13 protein-coding genes are annotated in these 12,758 nt (G+C 72.8%); 7 read left to right on the top strand and 6 right to left on the bottom strand.

Annotated features, from left to right (window positions below):
* Nucleotides 1-58: 58 nt before the first annotated feature.
* The 3 genes from ACVMLK_RS16550 to ACVMLK_RS16560 are packed head-to-tail and all read right to left on the bottom strand — an operon-like array spanning nucleotide 59 to nucleotide 3,086.
* The gene (locus tag ACVMLK_RS16550) at nucleotides 59-892 is read right to left on the bottom strand and encodes an SDR family NAD(P)-dependent oxidoreductase (RefSeq protein ID WP_198366672.1); all 834 of its coding nucleotides are present in this window, start codon (nucleotides 890-892) and stop codon (nucleotides 59-61) included.
* A gap of 39 nt (nucleotides 893-931) precedes the next feature.
* Nucleotides 932-2,092, bottom strand: coding sequence for an acyl-CoA dehydrogenase family protein (locus ACVMLK_RS16555; protein WP_457487017.1), 1,161 nt, complete (start codon nucleotides 2,090-2,092; stop codon nucleotides 932-934).
* A 52-nt stretch (nucleotides 2,093-2,144) separates the two neighbouring features.
* Nucleotides 2,145-3,086 carry a LysR family transcriptional regulator gene (locus ACVMLK_RS16560; protein ID WP_198366673.1) on the bottom strand — a complete coding sequence of 314 codons (942 nt, stop codon included), beginning with the start codon at nucleotides 3,084-3,086 and terminating at the stop codon, nucleotides 2,145-2,147.
* A 159-nt stretch (nucleotides 3,087-3,245) separates the two neighbouring features.
* Between ACVMLK_RS16560 and ACVMLK_RS16565 the strand changes: the two genes are divergently transcribed.
* The 4 genes from ACVMLK_RS16565 to ACVMLK_RS16580 are packed head-to-tail and all read left to right on the top strand — an operon-like array spanning nucleotide 3,246 to nucleotide 6,908.
* Entirely contained in the window at nucleotides 3,246-3,758 is a 513-nt protein-coding gene (locus ACVMLK_RS16565) for a MaoC family dehydratase (RefSeq protein ID WP_422925285.1), read from the top strand.
* Nucleotides 3,755-4,750, top strand: a complete 996-nt coding sequence (locus ACVMLK_RS16570) for a Bug family tripartite tricarboxylate transporter substrate binding protein (RefSeq protein WP_457487018.1) — start codon at nucleotides 3,755-3,757, stop codon at nucleotides 4,748-4,750. The genes ACVMLK_RS16565 and ACVMLK_RS16570 overlap by 4 nt, the downstream gene beginning before the upstream one ends.
* 4 nt (nucleotides 4,751-4,754) lie before the next feature.
* Nucleotides 4,755-5,900: an acyl-CoA dehydrogenase family protein gene (locus ACVMLK_RS16575; protein WP_457487019.1), complete on the top strand. Its 1,146-nt coding sequence runs from the start codon at nucleotides 4,755-4,757 to the stop codon at nucleotides 5,898-5,900.
* Nucleotides 5,901-5,927: 27 nt separating this feature from the next.
* Nucleotides 5,928-6,908 (top strand): acyl-CoA dehydrogenase family protein, encoded by a 981-nt coding sequence (locus ACVMLK_RS16580; protein WP_457487020.1) that lies wholly within the window; start codon nucleotides 5,928-5,930, stop codon nucleotides 6,906-6,908.
* Between the two features lie 4 nt (nucleotides 6,909-6,912).
* Here the strand turns inward: ACVMLK_RS16580 and ACVMLK_RS16585 are convergent, their stop codons facing one another.
* Entirely contained in the window at nucleotides 6,913-7,761 is an 849-nt protein-coding gene (locus tag ACVMLK_RS16585) for an IclR family transcriptional regulator (protein ID WP_198366678.1), read from the bottom strand.
* Nucleotides 7,762-7,984: 223 nt separating this feature from the next.
* On the opposite strand from ACVMLK_RS16585, the gene ACVMLK_RS16590 reads away from it, so the two are divergent.
* Nucleotides 7,985-8,995, top strand: coding sequence for a tripartite tricarboxylate transporter substrate binding protein (locus ACVMLK_RS16590; protein WP_457487021.1), 1,011 nt, complete (start codon nucleotides 7,985-7,987; stop codon nucleotides 8,993-8,995).
* A 3-nt stretch (nucleotides 8,996-8,998) separates the two neighbouring features.
* On the top strand, nucleotides 8,999-10,063 hold the full coding sequence (locus ACVMLK_RS16595; RefSeq protein ID WP_457487022.1) for a CaiB/BaiF CoA transferase family protein: 1,065 nt from the start codon (nucleotides 8,999-9,001) through the stop codon (nucleotides 10,061-10,063).
* Between the two features lie 7 nt (nucleotides 10,064-10,070).
* Here the strand turns inward: ACVMLK_RS16595 and ACVMLK_RS16600 are convergent, their stop codons facing one another.
* On the bottom strand, nucleotides 10,071-11,273 hold the full coding sequence (locus ACVMLK_RS16600; protein WP_457487023.1) for a hypothetical protein: 1,203 nt from the start codon (nucleotides 11,271-11,273) through the stop codon (nucleotides 10,071-10,073).
* 370 nt (nucleotides 11,274-11,643) lie between these two features.
* Nucleotides 11,644-12,072 carry a hypothetical protein gene (locus ACVMLK_RS16605; protein WP_198366682.1) on the bottom strand — a complete coding sequence of 143 codons (429 nt, stop codon included), beginning with the start codon at nucleotides 12,070-12,072 and terminating at the stop codon, nucleotides 11,644-11,646.
* Nucleotides 12,073-12,239: 167 nt separating this feature from the next.
* Between ACVMLK_RS16605 and ACVMLK_RS16610 the strand changes: the two genes are divergently transcribed.
* Nucleotides 12,240-12,758 (top strand): sigma-70 family RNA polymerase sigma factor (locus ACVMLK_RS16610; protein WP_457487024.1); only part of this gene is annotated, 519 nt, incomplete at its 3' end.

The raw sequence follows: 12,758 nt of genomic DNA on the forward strand, positions 1-12,758 counted from the left end.
CCAGGTGCACTGACGCGCCGCCCGCCGCCGGTGGGGCTTCAGCCCATCTGCGGCGCGGTCACGGCCGCCCGCCCGCCACGACCAGGGTCTGCCCCGTGACGTAGTTCGATTCCGGGATGCAGAAGAGATAGACCGAGCCCGCCGCCTCCTCCGGCCGCCCGCCGCGGCCGAGCGGGATGGTGGCCTCGGCGGTCTTCAGCGCCTCGGGCCGCACGCCCACCTTGATCTCGCGCCCCTCGATGTCGATCGTCGCGCCGGAATTGGCCACCGCCTCGGTCAGCCGCGTCATGATCAGCCCGAAGGCGACAGCGTTGACGTTGACCTTGTAGCGCCCCCATTCCTTGGCCATGGCCCGCGTCATGCCGGCGATGCCGGCCTTGGCGGCGGAGTAGTTGGCCTGCCCCGCATTGCCGAAGACGCCGGAGGTGGAGGAGATGTTCACCACCTTGCGGAACACCTCGCGCCCCTCGGCCGCCTCCGCCTTCGCCGCCTCGCGGATGAAGCCGGAGGCCGCGCGCAGGATGCGGAAGGGCGCCGTCATGTGCACGTCGATGATGGCGTACCACTGCTCGTCCGTCATCTTCTGGATGACGTTGTCCCAGGTGTAGCCGGCATTGTTGACGATGATGTCGATGCCGCCGAAGCTGTCCAGCGCGGCGCGGACGAAGCGTTCGCCGAAATCGGCCTCCGTCACGCTGCCGTTGCAGGCCACCGCCTCGCCGCCCAGCGCGCGGATCGCGGCCAGCGTCTCCTCCGCCGGCCCGGCATCGAGGTCGTTGATCACCAGCCGCGCGCCCTCGGAGGCGAGCTTGAGCGCGATCTCCCGGCCGATGCCCCGGCCCGAGCCGGTCACCAGCGCCACCTTGCCGTCGAGCTTACCCTGTGCGGCCATGTCGTCTCCCCTTCCCTCTGCTGCCCTTTGCCGCGCGCTTCACAGCGTGCGCGCGATGATTTCCTTCATGATCTCGGAACTGCCGCCGTAGATCCGCGCCACGCGCGCATCGGCCCAGGCGCGGCCGATAGCATAGTCGCTGGTGAAGCCGTAGCCGCCGTGCACCTGCAGGAACTCGTCGAGCAGGCGGTTCTGCATCTCGGAGGCGACCAGCTTGGCGTTCGCCGCCAGCTCGACCGAGAGCGCGCCCTGGAGGTGCAGCCCGAGGCAGTGATCGACGAAGACGCGCAGCATGGTGGCCTGGGCCTTGGCGTCGGCCAGGCGGAAGCGGGTGTTCTGGAAATCGAAGACGGTGCCGCCGAAGGCCTCGCGCTGCTTCGCGTAATCCACCGTCTCGGCCAGCATCGCCTCGATCGAGGCGGCGGAGCGGATGGCGATGATCAGCCGCTCCTGCGGCAGGTTGTGGATCAGGTAGCGGAAGCCCTGCCCTTCCTCGCCGAGCCGGTTCTCCACCGGCACGCGCACCTCGTCGAAGAACAGCTCCGAGGTGTCCTGCGCGTGCAGGCCGATCTTCTCGAGATTGCGGCCCTTGGAGAAGCCCGGCGTGCCCTCCTCGACGCAGATCAGGCTGATGCCCTTGCGGCCCGCGGCGGGATCGGTCTTGGCGACGACGATGACGAGGCCGGCATTCTGCCCGTTGGTGATGAAGGTCTTCTGGCCGCTGATGACGTAATGCTCGCCCTCGCGCCGCGCCGTGGTGCGCACGGCCTTGAGGTCGCTGCCCATGCCCGGCTCGGTCATGGCGATGGCGCCGATCAGCTCGCCGCGCGCCATGCGCGGCAGCCAGTCGCGCCTGCGCGCCTCGGTCGCGTAGGCCAGCAGATAGGGCGCGACGATATCGGAATGCAGCGGGAAGCCGACGCCGCTGGCATTGGTGCGGGCGATCTCCTCGATCAGCACGGCGGAGTAGCCGAAATCGGCGCCCGCCCCGCCGAACTCCTCCGGCATGCCTGGGCAGAGCAGGCCCTGGGCGCCGGCCTGGCGCCAGACCTCGCGCGGCACCTGGCCGTCGCGCTCCCATTGCCGGTGGTGGGGTACGATCTCCTTCTCGAAGAAACGGCGCACCTGGTCGCGGAACAGCTCGTGCTCGGCGCTCAGCACCGTGCGGCCGCCCGCGGCGGCCCCTGCTGGCATGTCCATCTCGGGCCTCCCTGAATGTTCCGGGGAGACTAGGCACGGGAAGATGTCTTGCCTAGCGGAATAATGGTCCGCTGGTTGACTTACTGCCCACCTGCCGGTGCTGCCGCATCGTCTGCCGCGCCAGCACCTGGAAGCGCTGCGCCAGCGGCGGCATCCCCGAGCGGCGAACCGCCATGGCGATGCCGATGACCGGCGCCGCCGCCTCCGCCAGCGGCCGGAAGCGCGCGCGCCCGGCATGGGTGCGCGCGCTGACGCCGGGGACCAGCGCCACGCCCAGCCCGCTCTCGACCAGGCTGATCACCGTCTGCGCCTGCACCGCCTCCTGCCGCAGCCGGGGCTGGAAGCCGGCCTGCTGGCAGGCCAGGGCGACCACGGCGGAGAGGCCCGGCACCGCCACGGCGTCGAAGGTGACGAAGGGCTCGTCGCGCAGGGCGGCGAGCGGCAGGGGGCCCCGCGCCGCTCCCAGGGCGTGGCCCGGCGGCAGCGCCGCGACCAGCGCGTCGGGCTCCAGCAGCTCCACCGCGAGCTCCGGCACCGGGCGCAGCAGCGGGTAGCGCAGCAGGCCAAGGTCCATCTCCCCTGCCGCCACGCCGTCCAGGATGGCGGCCGTGGTGGATTCGCGCAGGGTGAGTTCGACCGCCGGCAGGAGACCGCGGAAGGGCGGCACGAGGCGGGGCAGCAGGCGCGGCGTGGCCGAGCCGATGAAGCCGATCCGCAGCAGGCCGCGCTCCCCCGCCTGAACGCCCTGCGCCACCAGGGCGACCTGCTCGGCATGGCGCAGCGCCAGCCGCGCCTCCTCCAGCGCCGCCAGGCCGGCTCCGGTCAGCCGCACGCCGCCGGCACCGCGGGTGAACAGGGCGGCGCCCAGCTCCTCCTCCAGGCGGCGGATGGAGACGGACAGGGGCGGCTGCGACATGTTCAGCCGCTCGGCGGCGCGGTGGAAGTTCAGGGTCTCGGCCAGGGTGACGAACTGGCGCAGCTGCCGCAATTCCATCCGATATCCAATTCGTATCGCCCCGGACGAAAAGGATATTGGACCTGCGCGGCGGGCTGGGCCAGCCTGCTCGGCAGGGAAGGAAACATCGCGTGCCGGGGCGCCATCCCGAGGGCGTCACCCCGCCGCGCATCCAGGACCGGAGAAGGAAACCGCCCCATGCCGAGCCCCGCCCCGCCGAGCCCCGAGCCGCATGCCGCCGATTCCAGCCTGCCGGTCCTCGGCCAGGGATTCTACTGGCAGGATCTCTCCGTCGGGCAGCGCTTCCGCACCTTCCGCCGCACCGTCACCGAGGCCGACCTGGTCTCCTTCATCGGCGTCACCGGAATGCTGGAGGCGATCTTCATCGACGCGCACTTCGATGGCGCCATGGCCGGCCGGCCGGTGCCGGGGGCGCTGACCTATTCGCTGGTCGAGGGCATGCTATTCCAGACCATGGTGCAGGGCACCGGCCTCGCCATGCTGGAGGTGCAGCAACGCGCCCTGGCGCCCGTCATCGTCGGCGACACCATCCACGCGGTGGTCGAGGTGACGGAGCTGCGCCCGACCTCCAAGGGCAACCGCGCCGTGCTGGGCTCGGCCATCACCGTGCTGAACCAACGCGACCAGGCGGTGATGACCTACACGGTCAAGCGCCTGCTGGCCGGCCGGCCCGAGCCGGCGGGGCGATGAGCATGATGCGGCGCCGGTCCCTCCTGGCCCCCGTGGCCCTCGCCCTGGTGGGGCCGCCGGCCGCTCGCCCCACCCGGGCGCAATCCTCCGGGCACGCCCCCTGGCCCCAGCGGCCGATCCGCGTGACCATCGCCTTTCCGCCCGGCGGGCCGACCGATCTCGTCGCCCGCGTGCTCGGCGAGCACATGACGCGCACGCTCGGCCAGCCGCTGGTGGTGGAGAACCGTCCGGGGGCCAACGGCAATATCGGCGCCGAGCAGGTGGCGCGGGCCGAGCCGGACGGCCACTCGGTGCTCTACAACACCTCCTCCATCGTGCTCAGCACGGCGCTTTACGACAAGCCCGGCTTCGCCCTGTCGGACTTCGCGCCGGTGGTGCTGACCGCCTCGGTGCCCCTGGTGCTGGCGGTCAATCCGGCCCTGCCGGCGGAGGATCTGGCCGGCTTTGTCGCCCTGCTGCGCGCCAGTCCGGGGCGCTTCGCCTATGGCTCCTCGGGCAACGGCAATGTCACGCATCTGGCGAACTTCCGCATCCTGCGCGCCGCCGGCCTGCAGGCGACGCATGTGCCCTATCGCGGCAGCGCCCCAGCCCTGACCGACGCGGCGGGCGGCCAGGTGCAGTTCGTCACCGACACGCTGAACTCCGCCCTGCCGCTGATCCGCGATGGCAGGCTGCGCGCCCTGGCGGTGACCAGCCCGCGCCGCGTGCCGCTGTTGCCCGAGGTGCCGACGCTGGCCGAGGCCGGCATGCCCGGCCTGGAATCGGGCGCCTGGCAGGGCCTGCTGGTGCCGGCGCGCACGCCTGCCCCGGTGGTCGCGCGGCTGAACGAGGCCGCCAACCTCGCCCTCGCCGATGCCACGGTGCGCGAGCGCCTGGCCATCCAGGGCGCCGAGATCCTCGGCGGCACGCCCGAGGCCTACGGCGCCTGGATCCGCGAGGAATCCGCGCGCTGGGGGCAGGTCATCGCCGAGAGCGGCGTGAAGCTGGATTGAACCGATGCTGAACTTCCCCGACCTCGCCACCCTGCCGCCGGAGGCCGAGGCCTTCCGCCGGGAGGTGCGCGACTTCCTGGCCACTCATCTCCCGCCCCAGCCGGCGGATCGCCGTGCCCGCTCCTGGATGGGCTTCGACGCCGGGTTCAGCCGCGCCCTCGCTCGCCAGGGCTGGGTCGGGCTGACCCTGCCGCGCCATTACGGCGGGGCCGAGCGCGGCGCCTTCGCGCGTTTCGTCCTGGTCGAGGAGATGCTGGCCGCCGGCGCCCCCGTCGCCGCGCACTGGATCGCCGACCGCCAGAGCGGCCCGCTGATCCTGCGCTACGGCAGCGCGGCGCAGAAGGACTTCCACCTGCCGCGCATCTGCCGGGCGGAATCCTTCTTCTGCATCGGCATGAGCGAGCCCGACACCGGCTCCGACCTCGCCAGCGTGCGCAGCCGCGCCGAGCGGGAGGGAGAGGGCTGGCGCCTGAACGGCAGCAAGGTCTGGACGACCTATGCCCACCACGCGCACTTCATGATCGCCCTGGTGCGCACCGCCGGCACGCCGGCCGACCGGCACAAGGGCCTGTCGCAGTTCATCGTCGATCTCTCCCTGCCGGGCGTCCGCATCAGCCCGATCCGTGACCTGGCCGGCGACGCGCATTTCAGCGAGGTGGTGTTCGACGACGTCGCCCTCGGCCCCGAGGCGCTGATCGGCACCGAGGGCGAGGGATGGGCACAGGTCAATGCCGAGCTGGCCTTCGAGCGCAGCGGGCCGGAGCGCATCCTCTCCTCCATCGTGCTGCTGGACCGCTGGATCGCCTGGCTGCGCGAGACCGGCGAGAGCCGCCACGCGGCGCTGCTGGGCCGGCTGATGGCGGAGCTCGCCGTGCTGCGCGCCATGTCGATCGCCGTCACGGCGCGGCTTGCGGCGGGGGCGAGCCCGGTGACGGAGGCGGCGCTGGTGAAGGATCTCGGCACCGGCTTCGAGCAATCCATCCCGACCCTGCTGACCGAGGCCATCGCCGCCGATCCGGCCGCCGCCCCGCCCGACGAGCTGCTCCGCGCCCTGGCCTATGTCGCCGGCATGGCGCCGTCCTTCTCGTTGCGCGGCGGCACGCGCGAGATCCTGCGCGGCATGGTGGCGCGCGGCCTGGGCCTGCGCTGAGGCCCGCGCCGAGAAAGGACGAGGATCATGGACAGCCTGCTCACCGACGCCGCCGCCGACCTGCTCGACCACGCCTGCCCCCCCGCCCTGCTGCGCGCGCTGCTCGACCCCGCCGCGGCGCCGTCGGAACCCTGGCAGCGGATCGTCGATTCCGGCTTCCTCGATGCCCTGCTGCCGGAGGCCGAGGGCGGCGCGGGGCTGGATCTGGCCGGCATCCTGCCCTTGCTGCTGGCCTGCGGGGGCCATGCCATGCCGCTGCCGGTCGGGGCGACCATCCTGGCCCGCGCCGCCTTCGCCCGCCAGGGGCTGACGCCGCCCGAGGGCGCCATCACCCTAGCCCAGCCCATGGCGGCGCCGTCACCGGCGGCGCTGCTTCCCGCCCCGCACCTGGCGGCGCAGGTCCTGCTGTGCGGCACGGAAGGGGGCGCGCTGCTGCTGCCCGCCGCGGCGGCGCGGGTCACGCCCCTGGGCGGCGGGCTGTCCCGGCTGGACTGGGACGGCGCCGTCGCCGGGCGGCGGCTCGAGGATGGCGCCGACTGGCGGGTGGCGGGTGCCTTCCTCGAAGCGGTGGAGATGGCCGGGGCGCTGCGCCGGGTGCTCGAGGACACGCTGCGCTATGCGGGTGAGCGCCGCCAGTTCGGCCGGGCGATCGGGGCCTTCCAGGCCATCCAGCAGCAGCTCTCGGTCCTGGCCGAGGAATCCGCCGCCGGCCTGATCGCCGCCCAGCTGGCGGCAACCGGTCCCTGGCCGGACCCCCTGCGGACCGCGGCGGCCAAGATCCGCCTCGGCCAGGCGGCGGCCCGGGCCATGGCGATCGCCCATGCCGTGCACGGCGCCATGGGCATCACCGAGGAGCACGACCTGCACCTCTTCACCCTGCGCCTGCAGCGGGGGCGGGCGGCCTTCGGCGGCGAGGCGTTCTGGAGCGAGCGTCTGGGCCGGGCGGCCCTGCGCGAGACCGGTGACAGCCTCGGCTTCGTGCGCCGCTGTCTCGACCCCGTCGCGTGATGGGTCAGAAGCTCAGCAGCGGCGCCACCATGCGCGACAGATGGGCGATGCGCGGGCCGAGCTCCTCCTCCAGCCGCCGGCGATCCAGCAGGTAGCCGGGGGCGCCGATGTTCATCGCCATGACGGTGGTCCCGTCCAGCGAGACCAGCGGCGCCCCGGCGGAGCGGACATCCGGCTGCCACTCGCCATCGACGATGCAGAAGCCGCGGGCCTTCACCTCGGCGATGCCGTCCAGCACGCGCGGCCGCAGCTCCACCCACGCCTCGCCGTAGCGTCTGGCCATCCGGTCCAGCAGGAAATCGCGCTCGGTCTCGCCGAGGGCGGCGAGAAAGGCCCGTCCCAGCGCGCTGCGCGCCATCTCGACACGGCTGCCGATGCCGAGCCGCAGCGTGGCGAGGGCGCTGGAGGGCGTGTTCTCGACATAGATCATCGACAGCCGGTCGCGGCTGGCCAAGCCGACCGCCGTGCCCGTCTCCTGCGCCAGCTGGCGCATATGGTCGTGCGCCGCCTGCCGCACGCGCAGATTGGCCAGCACCGGATAGCCGAGCGCCAGCAGCGCCGGCGCCGGCTCGTAGCGCCCCTGCTTGTGCAGCACGCGCAGATAGCCCAGTTCGGCCAGGGTGTAGGTCAGGCGGGAGACGGTGGGCTTGGGCAGGCCGGTCAGCGCGGCGATCTCGCCCACGCCGAGCGGGCCCCGTCCGGGGGCGAAGGCGCGCAGCACCTCGAGCCCCCGCGCCAGGGCCCAGACGAAGCGCCGGTCGCTGGCATAGTCGGAGCCGACATCCTCCTCGTCATAGACCAGGCGGACCGCGGAACGGGAGGCGGCCGAACCTGCCTGGGACTTGCTCGACATCGCGTGCTCCACCTCTCTCTGCATTGGCTCTGCGCTGGCCAAGGGATCAGGCGGCCTTGTCTAGCATGGGCCCGGCCTCACGCCATGCCATCCTGTTTTCCGCAGTGTGATGCCGATGTTCCGCTTGGCAAGACAAATCCCCGTCCCTAGGCTACCCCTCAGTCGGTGCGGGCAACGCGTCGGTACAGCAGGCCAACGTGCCGGAGGGGGAGGAGACGTGCCCATGGCGGATCAACCGTGCCGGGACTTCCGGTCAGGACCAGGCCGGCGCCGCCTGCTGGGCGGCGGCCTCGCCGGCGGCCTGGCGGCGCTGGCCATGCCGCGCATCGGCCGCGCCGAGGCGGGCTTCCCGCGCCGCCCCGTCTCGATCATCGTTCCCTTCACGCCGGGCGGCAGCACGGACCAGCAGATGCGCGCCCTGGCCGAGGCCGCCACGCGCCGGCTGGGCCAGACGGTGCTGGTCGAGAACCGGCCGGGCGGCGGCGGCACGCTGGGCGCGGCGGCGGTCGCCAAGGCGAAGCCCGATGGCTACACCCTGACCCAGATGATCACCCCCGCCATGCGGCTGCCCTTCCTGCAGCCCATGTCCTACGACGTGCTGCGCGACTTCACGCCGGTCATCCATCTCACCGGATACTTCTTCGGCCTCGCCGTGCGGGCCGACAGCCCCTGGAAGACCTGGCAGGACTTCGTCGCCGATGCGCGGCGCCGGCCGGGTCAGGTCAGCGTCGCCAACAGCGGCGCCATCGGCTCGCTGCATCTCGGCATGCTGGAGCTCGGCCTGCGCGAGAACGTCCAGTTCAACCATGTCCCCTTCCGGGGCGAGGCCGAGACCATCTCGGCCCTGCTGGGCGGTCATGTCGATGCGGTGGCCAACAGCGCCGTGCTGGGCCAGCTCGTGGATGATGGCCGCGCGCGCTGGCTGAACATCTGGACGGCCCAGCGCTCGCGCCGCTGGCCGGAGGCGCCGACCCTGCAGGAGCTGGGCTACGAGGGGCTGGTCATCACCTCGCCCTATGGGCTCTGCGGCCCGGCGGGCCTGGAGCCGGCGGTGGTGGAGCGGCTGCATCTGGCCTTTCGCGACGCCATGCAGGACCCCGCCCATGTCGCCGCCCTCGAACGCGGCGACATGGTGGCGGACTACAGGGGGCCGGACGACTATGCCGCCTTCCTGCGCCGGAGCGTGGCGCGGGAACGCGACCTGCTGCTCCGCCTGAACCTGATCCAGGGCTGAGGCATGACGCGGAAGGAAGCCGCTGGCCCGCTGGCCGGGCTGTGCGTGGTCGAGATGGCCGGCATCGGGCCCGGGCCGCTGGCCGCCATGCTGCTGGCCGATCTGGGCGCCGAGGTGACGCGGATCGACCGCCCGGCCCCGCCCGGCCGGCTGATGCCGATGGGCCCGGCGGCGGACATGGTCGGCCGGGGCCGGCGGGAGGTGGCGCTCGACCTGAAGAGCCCCACGGGCGTGGCGGCGGCGCTCGATCTCATCGGCGGCGCGGATGCGCTGATCGAGGGCTTCCGGCCCGGCGTCATGGAGCGCCTCGGCCTCGGCCCGGAACCCTGCCTCGCCCGCAATCCGCGCCTCGTCTATGGCCGCATGACCGGCTGGGGCCAGGATGGACCGCTGGCCCAGGCCGCCGGGCACGATCTCAACTATCTCTCGCTCACCGGCCTGCTCGCCGCCATCGGCCGGCCCGGCGAGCGGCCGGTGCCACCGCTGAACCTGGTCGCGGATTATGGCGGCGGGGCGATGTTCCTGGTCATGGGGCTGCTCGCCGCCCTGCTGGAGCGGGAGCGATCCGGGCAGGGGCAGGTGGTGGACGCGGCGATGACCGACGGCGCCGCCGCCCTGGCCACCGCCTTCTACGGCCTGCGGGCCGCCGGGCGCTGGTCGCTCGCGCGCGGCGACAACCTGCTCGACGGCGGCGCGCCCTTCTACGACACCTACGAGACCGCCGATGGCCGCCATCTCGCCGTCGCCTGTCTGGAGCCGCCCTTCTTCGCCGAGATGGCGCGGCGCATCGGGCTCGACGCGCGCTTCGTCGAGCGACAGCGCGACCGCGCGATCTGGCCGGAGATGCGCGCCGAGATGACGCGGATCTTCCTCCGCCGCAGCCGCGCCGAATGGGTGGCGCTGCTGGAGGGCAGCGATGCCTGCGTCACTGGCGTGCTGGACATGGACGAGGCGCCGCACCACCCGCACAACCGCGCGCGCGGCCTGTTCCAGGACAGGCTCGGCCATCCCTGCCCCGCCCCGGCGCCCCGCTTCTCCCGCACGCCGGGCCGGCGGGCGGGAGAATAGGGACGGCTCAGCGCCAGTTGGCGGCGGGAACCTTCTTCACGCGCGCGGTCAGCTCCTGGAAGCTGTCGATCTCGCCCTCCCAGAACTGGTCGATCAGGTCGCGATTGGCCATGGCCCAGGCGGCCACGCGCTCGAACTCGGCCTGCGGAACGCCGCCGGTGACCTGCATGGCGAGAGGCTCCAGGATCACCAGGGTCAGGCGGGCCGGATCGTAGCGCGTGCCGGGGGTCAGGCCGATCACCACCTGCTCGGCGCCATGGCCGCGCCGCAGCCAGACCACCACCGAGAGGCCGGTCAGGTGCGAGCGCAGGCTGACCATATCACCGGCGCCGGAAGACGCGGGCTCCTCCGCGGGAGTCCGATCCGCGGGCCGCGCGGGCGGCGGCGCCGCGGGCTCGGCGGGGCGGGGCGGCGCAACGGCGCGCGGAGGCGGCGGAGGCGGTTCGGGCGGGGGCGCCAGATCCTCGGCCGCGGCGCGCAGCCGCATGCCCGCATCGTCGGAGCCGAGGACGATCGAGGTGTCGGCGGCGAAGACCATCTGCAACGCCTCCTCGAAGGCGGCGCGGAAGGCGTCCGCCGACTGTCCCGGCGTGCCGTAGCGCGCCTGCAACTCGGGCCAGGGCACCTGCACCACCTGCCCGGCCGGCGCATCCGCCAGCGCCTGCCGCGTCCAGGCATGCGCGTCGATCGCCAGCGGCTCGGTCGCCAGGACATGCAGGATGCGGCTGTCGAGGCGGATCTGCTGTTCCATCAGGCTAGCGTGGAAGCGCGCATTGAGGCGCAGTTGCGGCCGCCACTCCGGCTTTGTCTTCCGGCTGCGGCCTCGCGCGTCGAAGACGCTGAGCGGCGCCTGCCCGTCGAAGCCCAGGGTGAGCTTGCACGCCAGGAGCAGGTCCAGCTGGCGGGTGATCTCCTCCGCGACCGGCGCCGTCGCCGGCACGCGCATGGCCTCGGCCAGGGCCGCGACATCCGCGCCAAGCTCCACCAGCGGGCTGGCCTGCCGAACCGCCTGATCGCAGATATGGATCAGCAGGAACCGCAGGCACCAGCCATGCGGCGGCACCTGTTCGGGCTCGGCGGTCTCCAGCGCCAGGGCCAGGCCCTCCGCCTCGCGCCGCCAGTGGCCCGGCACGGCCGCCAGCGGCAGGGCGAGCTTGCAGAAGGCCCGGTGCAGGGACAGGCCGCCGGTGCTCGTGACAGGATCGTGCAAGGGAGCTTCCGTGGCAGGCGGGACGACGAGATTCATCTCAGAGAGAGTCCAGTCTAGTCGAAAGAGACGGTGGTCCGGCGGGTCGCCGGACGATGAAGGCTGCGCCCGGGCCGGATCGGCACAGGCAGGACTGCCGGCGGGTCGGATGCCTTCCCCGCATTCGGCAGGCCGGGAAAAGCAGGACGGATGGCGGCTGGACGACCGAACTGTCCCCGCCGGTTGTGGAACTCCGCGGCGCCAGGTTGCGCGAAGGTCGGGCTGGCGCGGCGATGGATAGTTTCCACGGGATACTATGGGCTTTGCCGGCCTTTATCCAGACCTCATCGCGCCGCAATCGTATCGCTTCGTCGCAAAATTCAGGGGCGCGCGGTCAGGCGCGCGGATAGGGTCCGGTGAAGAGATCGCCCAGCGCCCAGCGGCGCCGATAGGTCAGCCATCGCTGTTGGCGGTGATAGGGGCGGTCGTGCCGCATGTGACAGCGCTGGCAAAGGCTGCGCAGGTTGCGCGGGCTGTTGTGGGTCGGGTCGTGGTCCAGATGCGCGGCGGCCAGCACAACATGGGTGACGCGCAGGGCGTTGAGGGCGCTGTCATCGGGGGCCGCGCAGCGTCGGCCCCGCCCGTCGCGCCACTGCCCCTTCCCCGCATCGTACCAGCGGCCGTCCGGCAGGCAGGCGATGCGGTCGCCATGCGGCCGGCCGCAGGCCTCGCACCGCCCACCCGCCCGGACGAAGCGGATCATGCGGCTGAGCTGTGGCCAGTCGATCGGATAGAGCCAGCGAAGATCGTGCCGGATCGGCATGAAATCCTTTTATCACAAGGGGCGACTCGGCGGGAAGCCCGGAGCGGCGCGGGATGCCGGGAACAATGGGCCGCCGGTGTTGAAACCCGGTGCCCGAAAAAATGCTTGGCCCCGCGCGTGGGTTGTGGCTTGCCTTGCCGTATCAGCATGGCACCCCGACGGATACCATGCTGAACGCCATGCTTTCCTTCGCCGGCTGGGAGGCCGCCATCTCCGATCGCGTCCTCCCCGGCCCGGCCCTTCAGCCCCGCCTCTCGCGCGATCTCGCCGCGGCGTCCGACGAGGCGCTGCTGGCCTGGGCCGGTGAAGGCGACCGGACGGCCTTCGACCAACTGGCGCTGCGGCACCTGGGGCGGCTTCACCAGGTGGCGCTGCGCATCACCGGCCGGCCGGCCGAGGCGGAGGAGGCGGTGCAGGACGCCATGCTGTCAGCCTGGCGCAACGCGGCCCGCTTCGATCCGGCGCGCGCCCGGGCCGGCACCTGGCTCTACAGCATCACCGCCCATGCGGCGATCGACCGCGCGCGGCGGCCGGCGCCGATGCCGCTGGAGGCGGCCGGTGACCCCGCCGACCCTGCCGCCGACCCCGAGACCCGCCTCGCCGAGCGGCAGCGGCAGGAGCAGCTCCAGGCGGCCATGGCCGACCTGCCGCCGCGGCAGCGCGCCGCCCTGGCGCTGGCCTACGAC

The sequence above is a fragment of the Teichococcus aerofrigidensis genome (assembly GCF_054073225.1).

Coding starts and splice junctions, on each gene's coding strand:
- ACVMLK_RS16580 (WP_457487020.1), top strand. CDS start 5,928: ATGGACAGCCTGCTCACCGACGCCGCCGCCGACCTGCTCGACCACGCC.
- ACVMLK_RS16590 (WP_457487021.1), top strand. CDS start 7,985: ATGGCGGATCAACCGTGCCGGGACTTCCGGTCAGGACCAGGCCGGCGC.
- ACVMLK_RS16555 (WP_457487017.1), bottom strand. CDS start 2,092: ATGGACATGCCAGCAGGGGCCGCCGCGGGCGGCCGCACGGTGCTGAGC.
- ACVMLK_RS16595 (WP_457487022.1), top strand. CDS start 8,999: ATGACGCGGAAGGAAGCCGCTGGCCCGCTGGCCGGGCTGTGCGTGGTC.
- ACVMLK_RS16560 (WP_198366673.1), bottom strand. CDS start 3,086: ATGGAATTGCGGCAGCTGCGCCAGTTCGTCACCCTGGCCGAGACCCTG.
- ACVMLK_RS16565 (WP_422925285.1), top strand. CDS start 3,246: ATGCCGAGCCCCGCCCCGCCGAGCCCCGAGCCGCATGCCGCCGATTCC.
- ACVMLK_RS16585 (WP_198366678.1), bottom strand. CDS start 7,761: ATGTCGAGCAAGTCCCAGGCAGGTTCGGCCGCCTCCCGTTCCGCGGTC.
- ACVMLK_RS16550 (WP_198366672.1), bottom strand. CDS start 892: ATGGCCGCACAGGGTAAGCTCGACGGCAAGGTGGCGCTGGTGACCGGC.
- ACVMLK_RS16575 (WP_457487019.1), top strand. CDS start 4,755: ATGCTGAACTTCCCCGACCTCGCCACCCTGCCGCCGGAGGCCGAGGCC.
- ACVMLK_RS16605 (WP_198366682.1), bottom strand. CDS start 12,072: ATGCCGATCCGGCACGATCTTCGCTGGCTCTATCCGATCGACTGGCCA.
- ACVMLK_RS16570 (WP_457487018.1), top strand. CDS start 3,755: ATGAGCATGATGCGGCGCCGGTCCCTCCTGGCCCCCGTGGCCCTCGCC.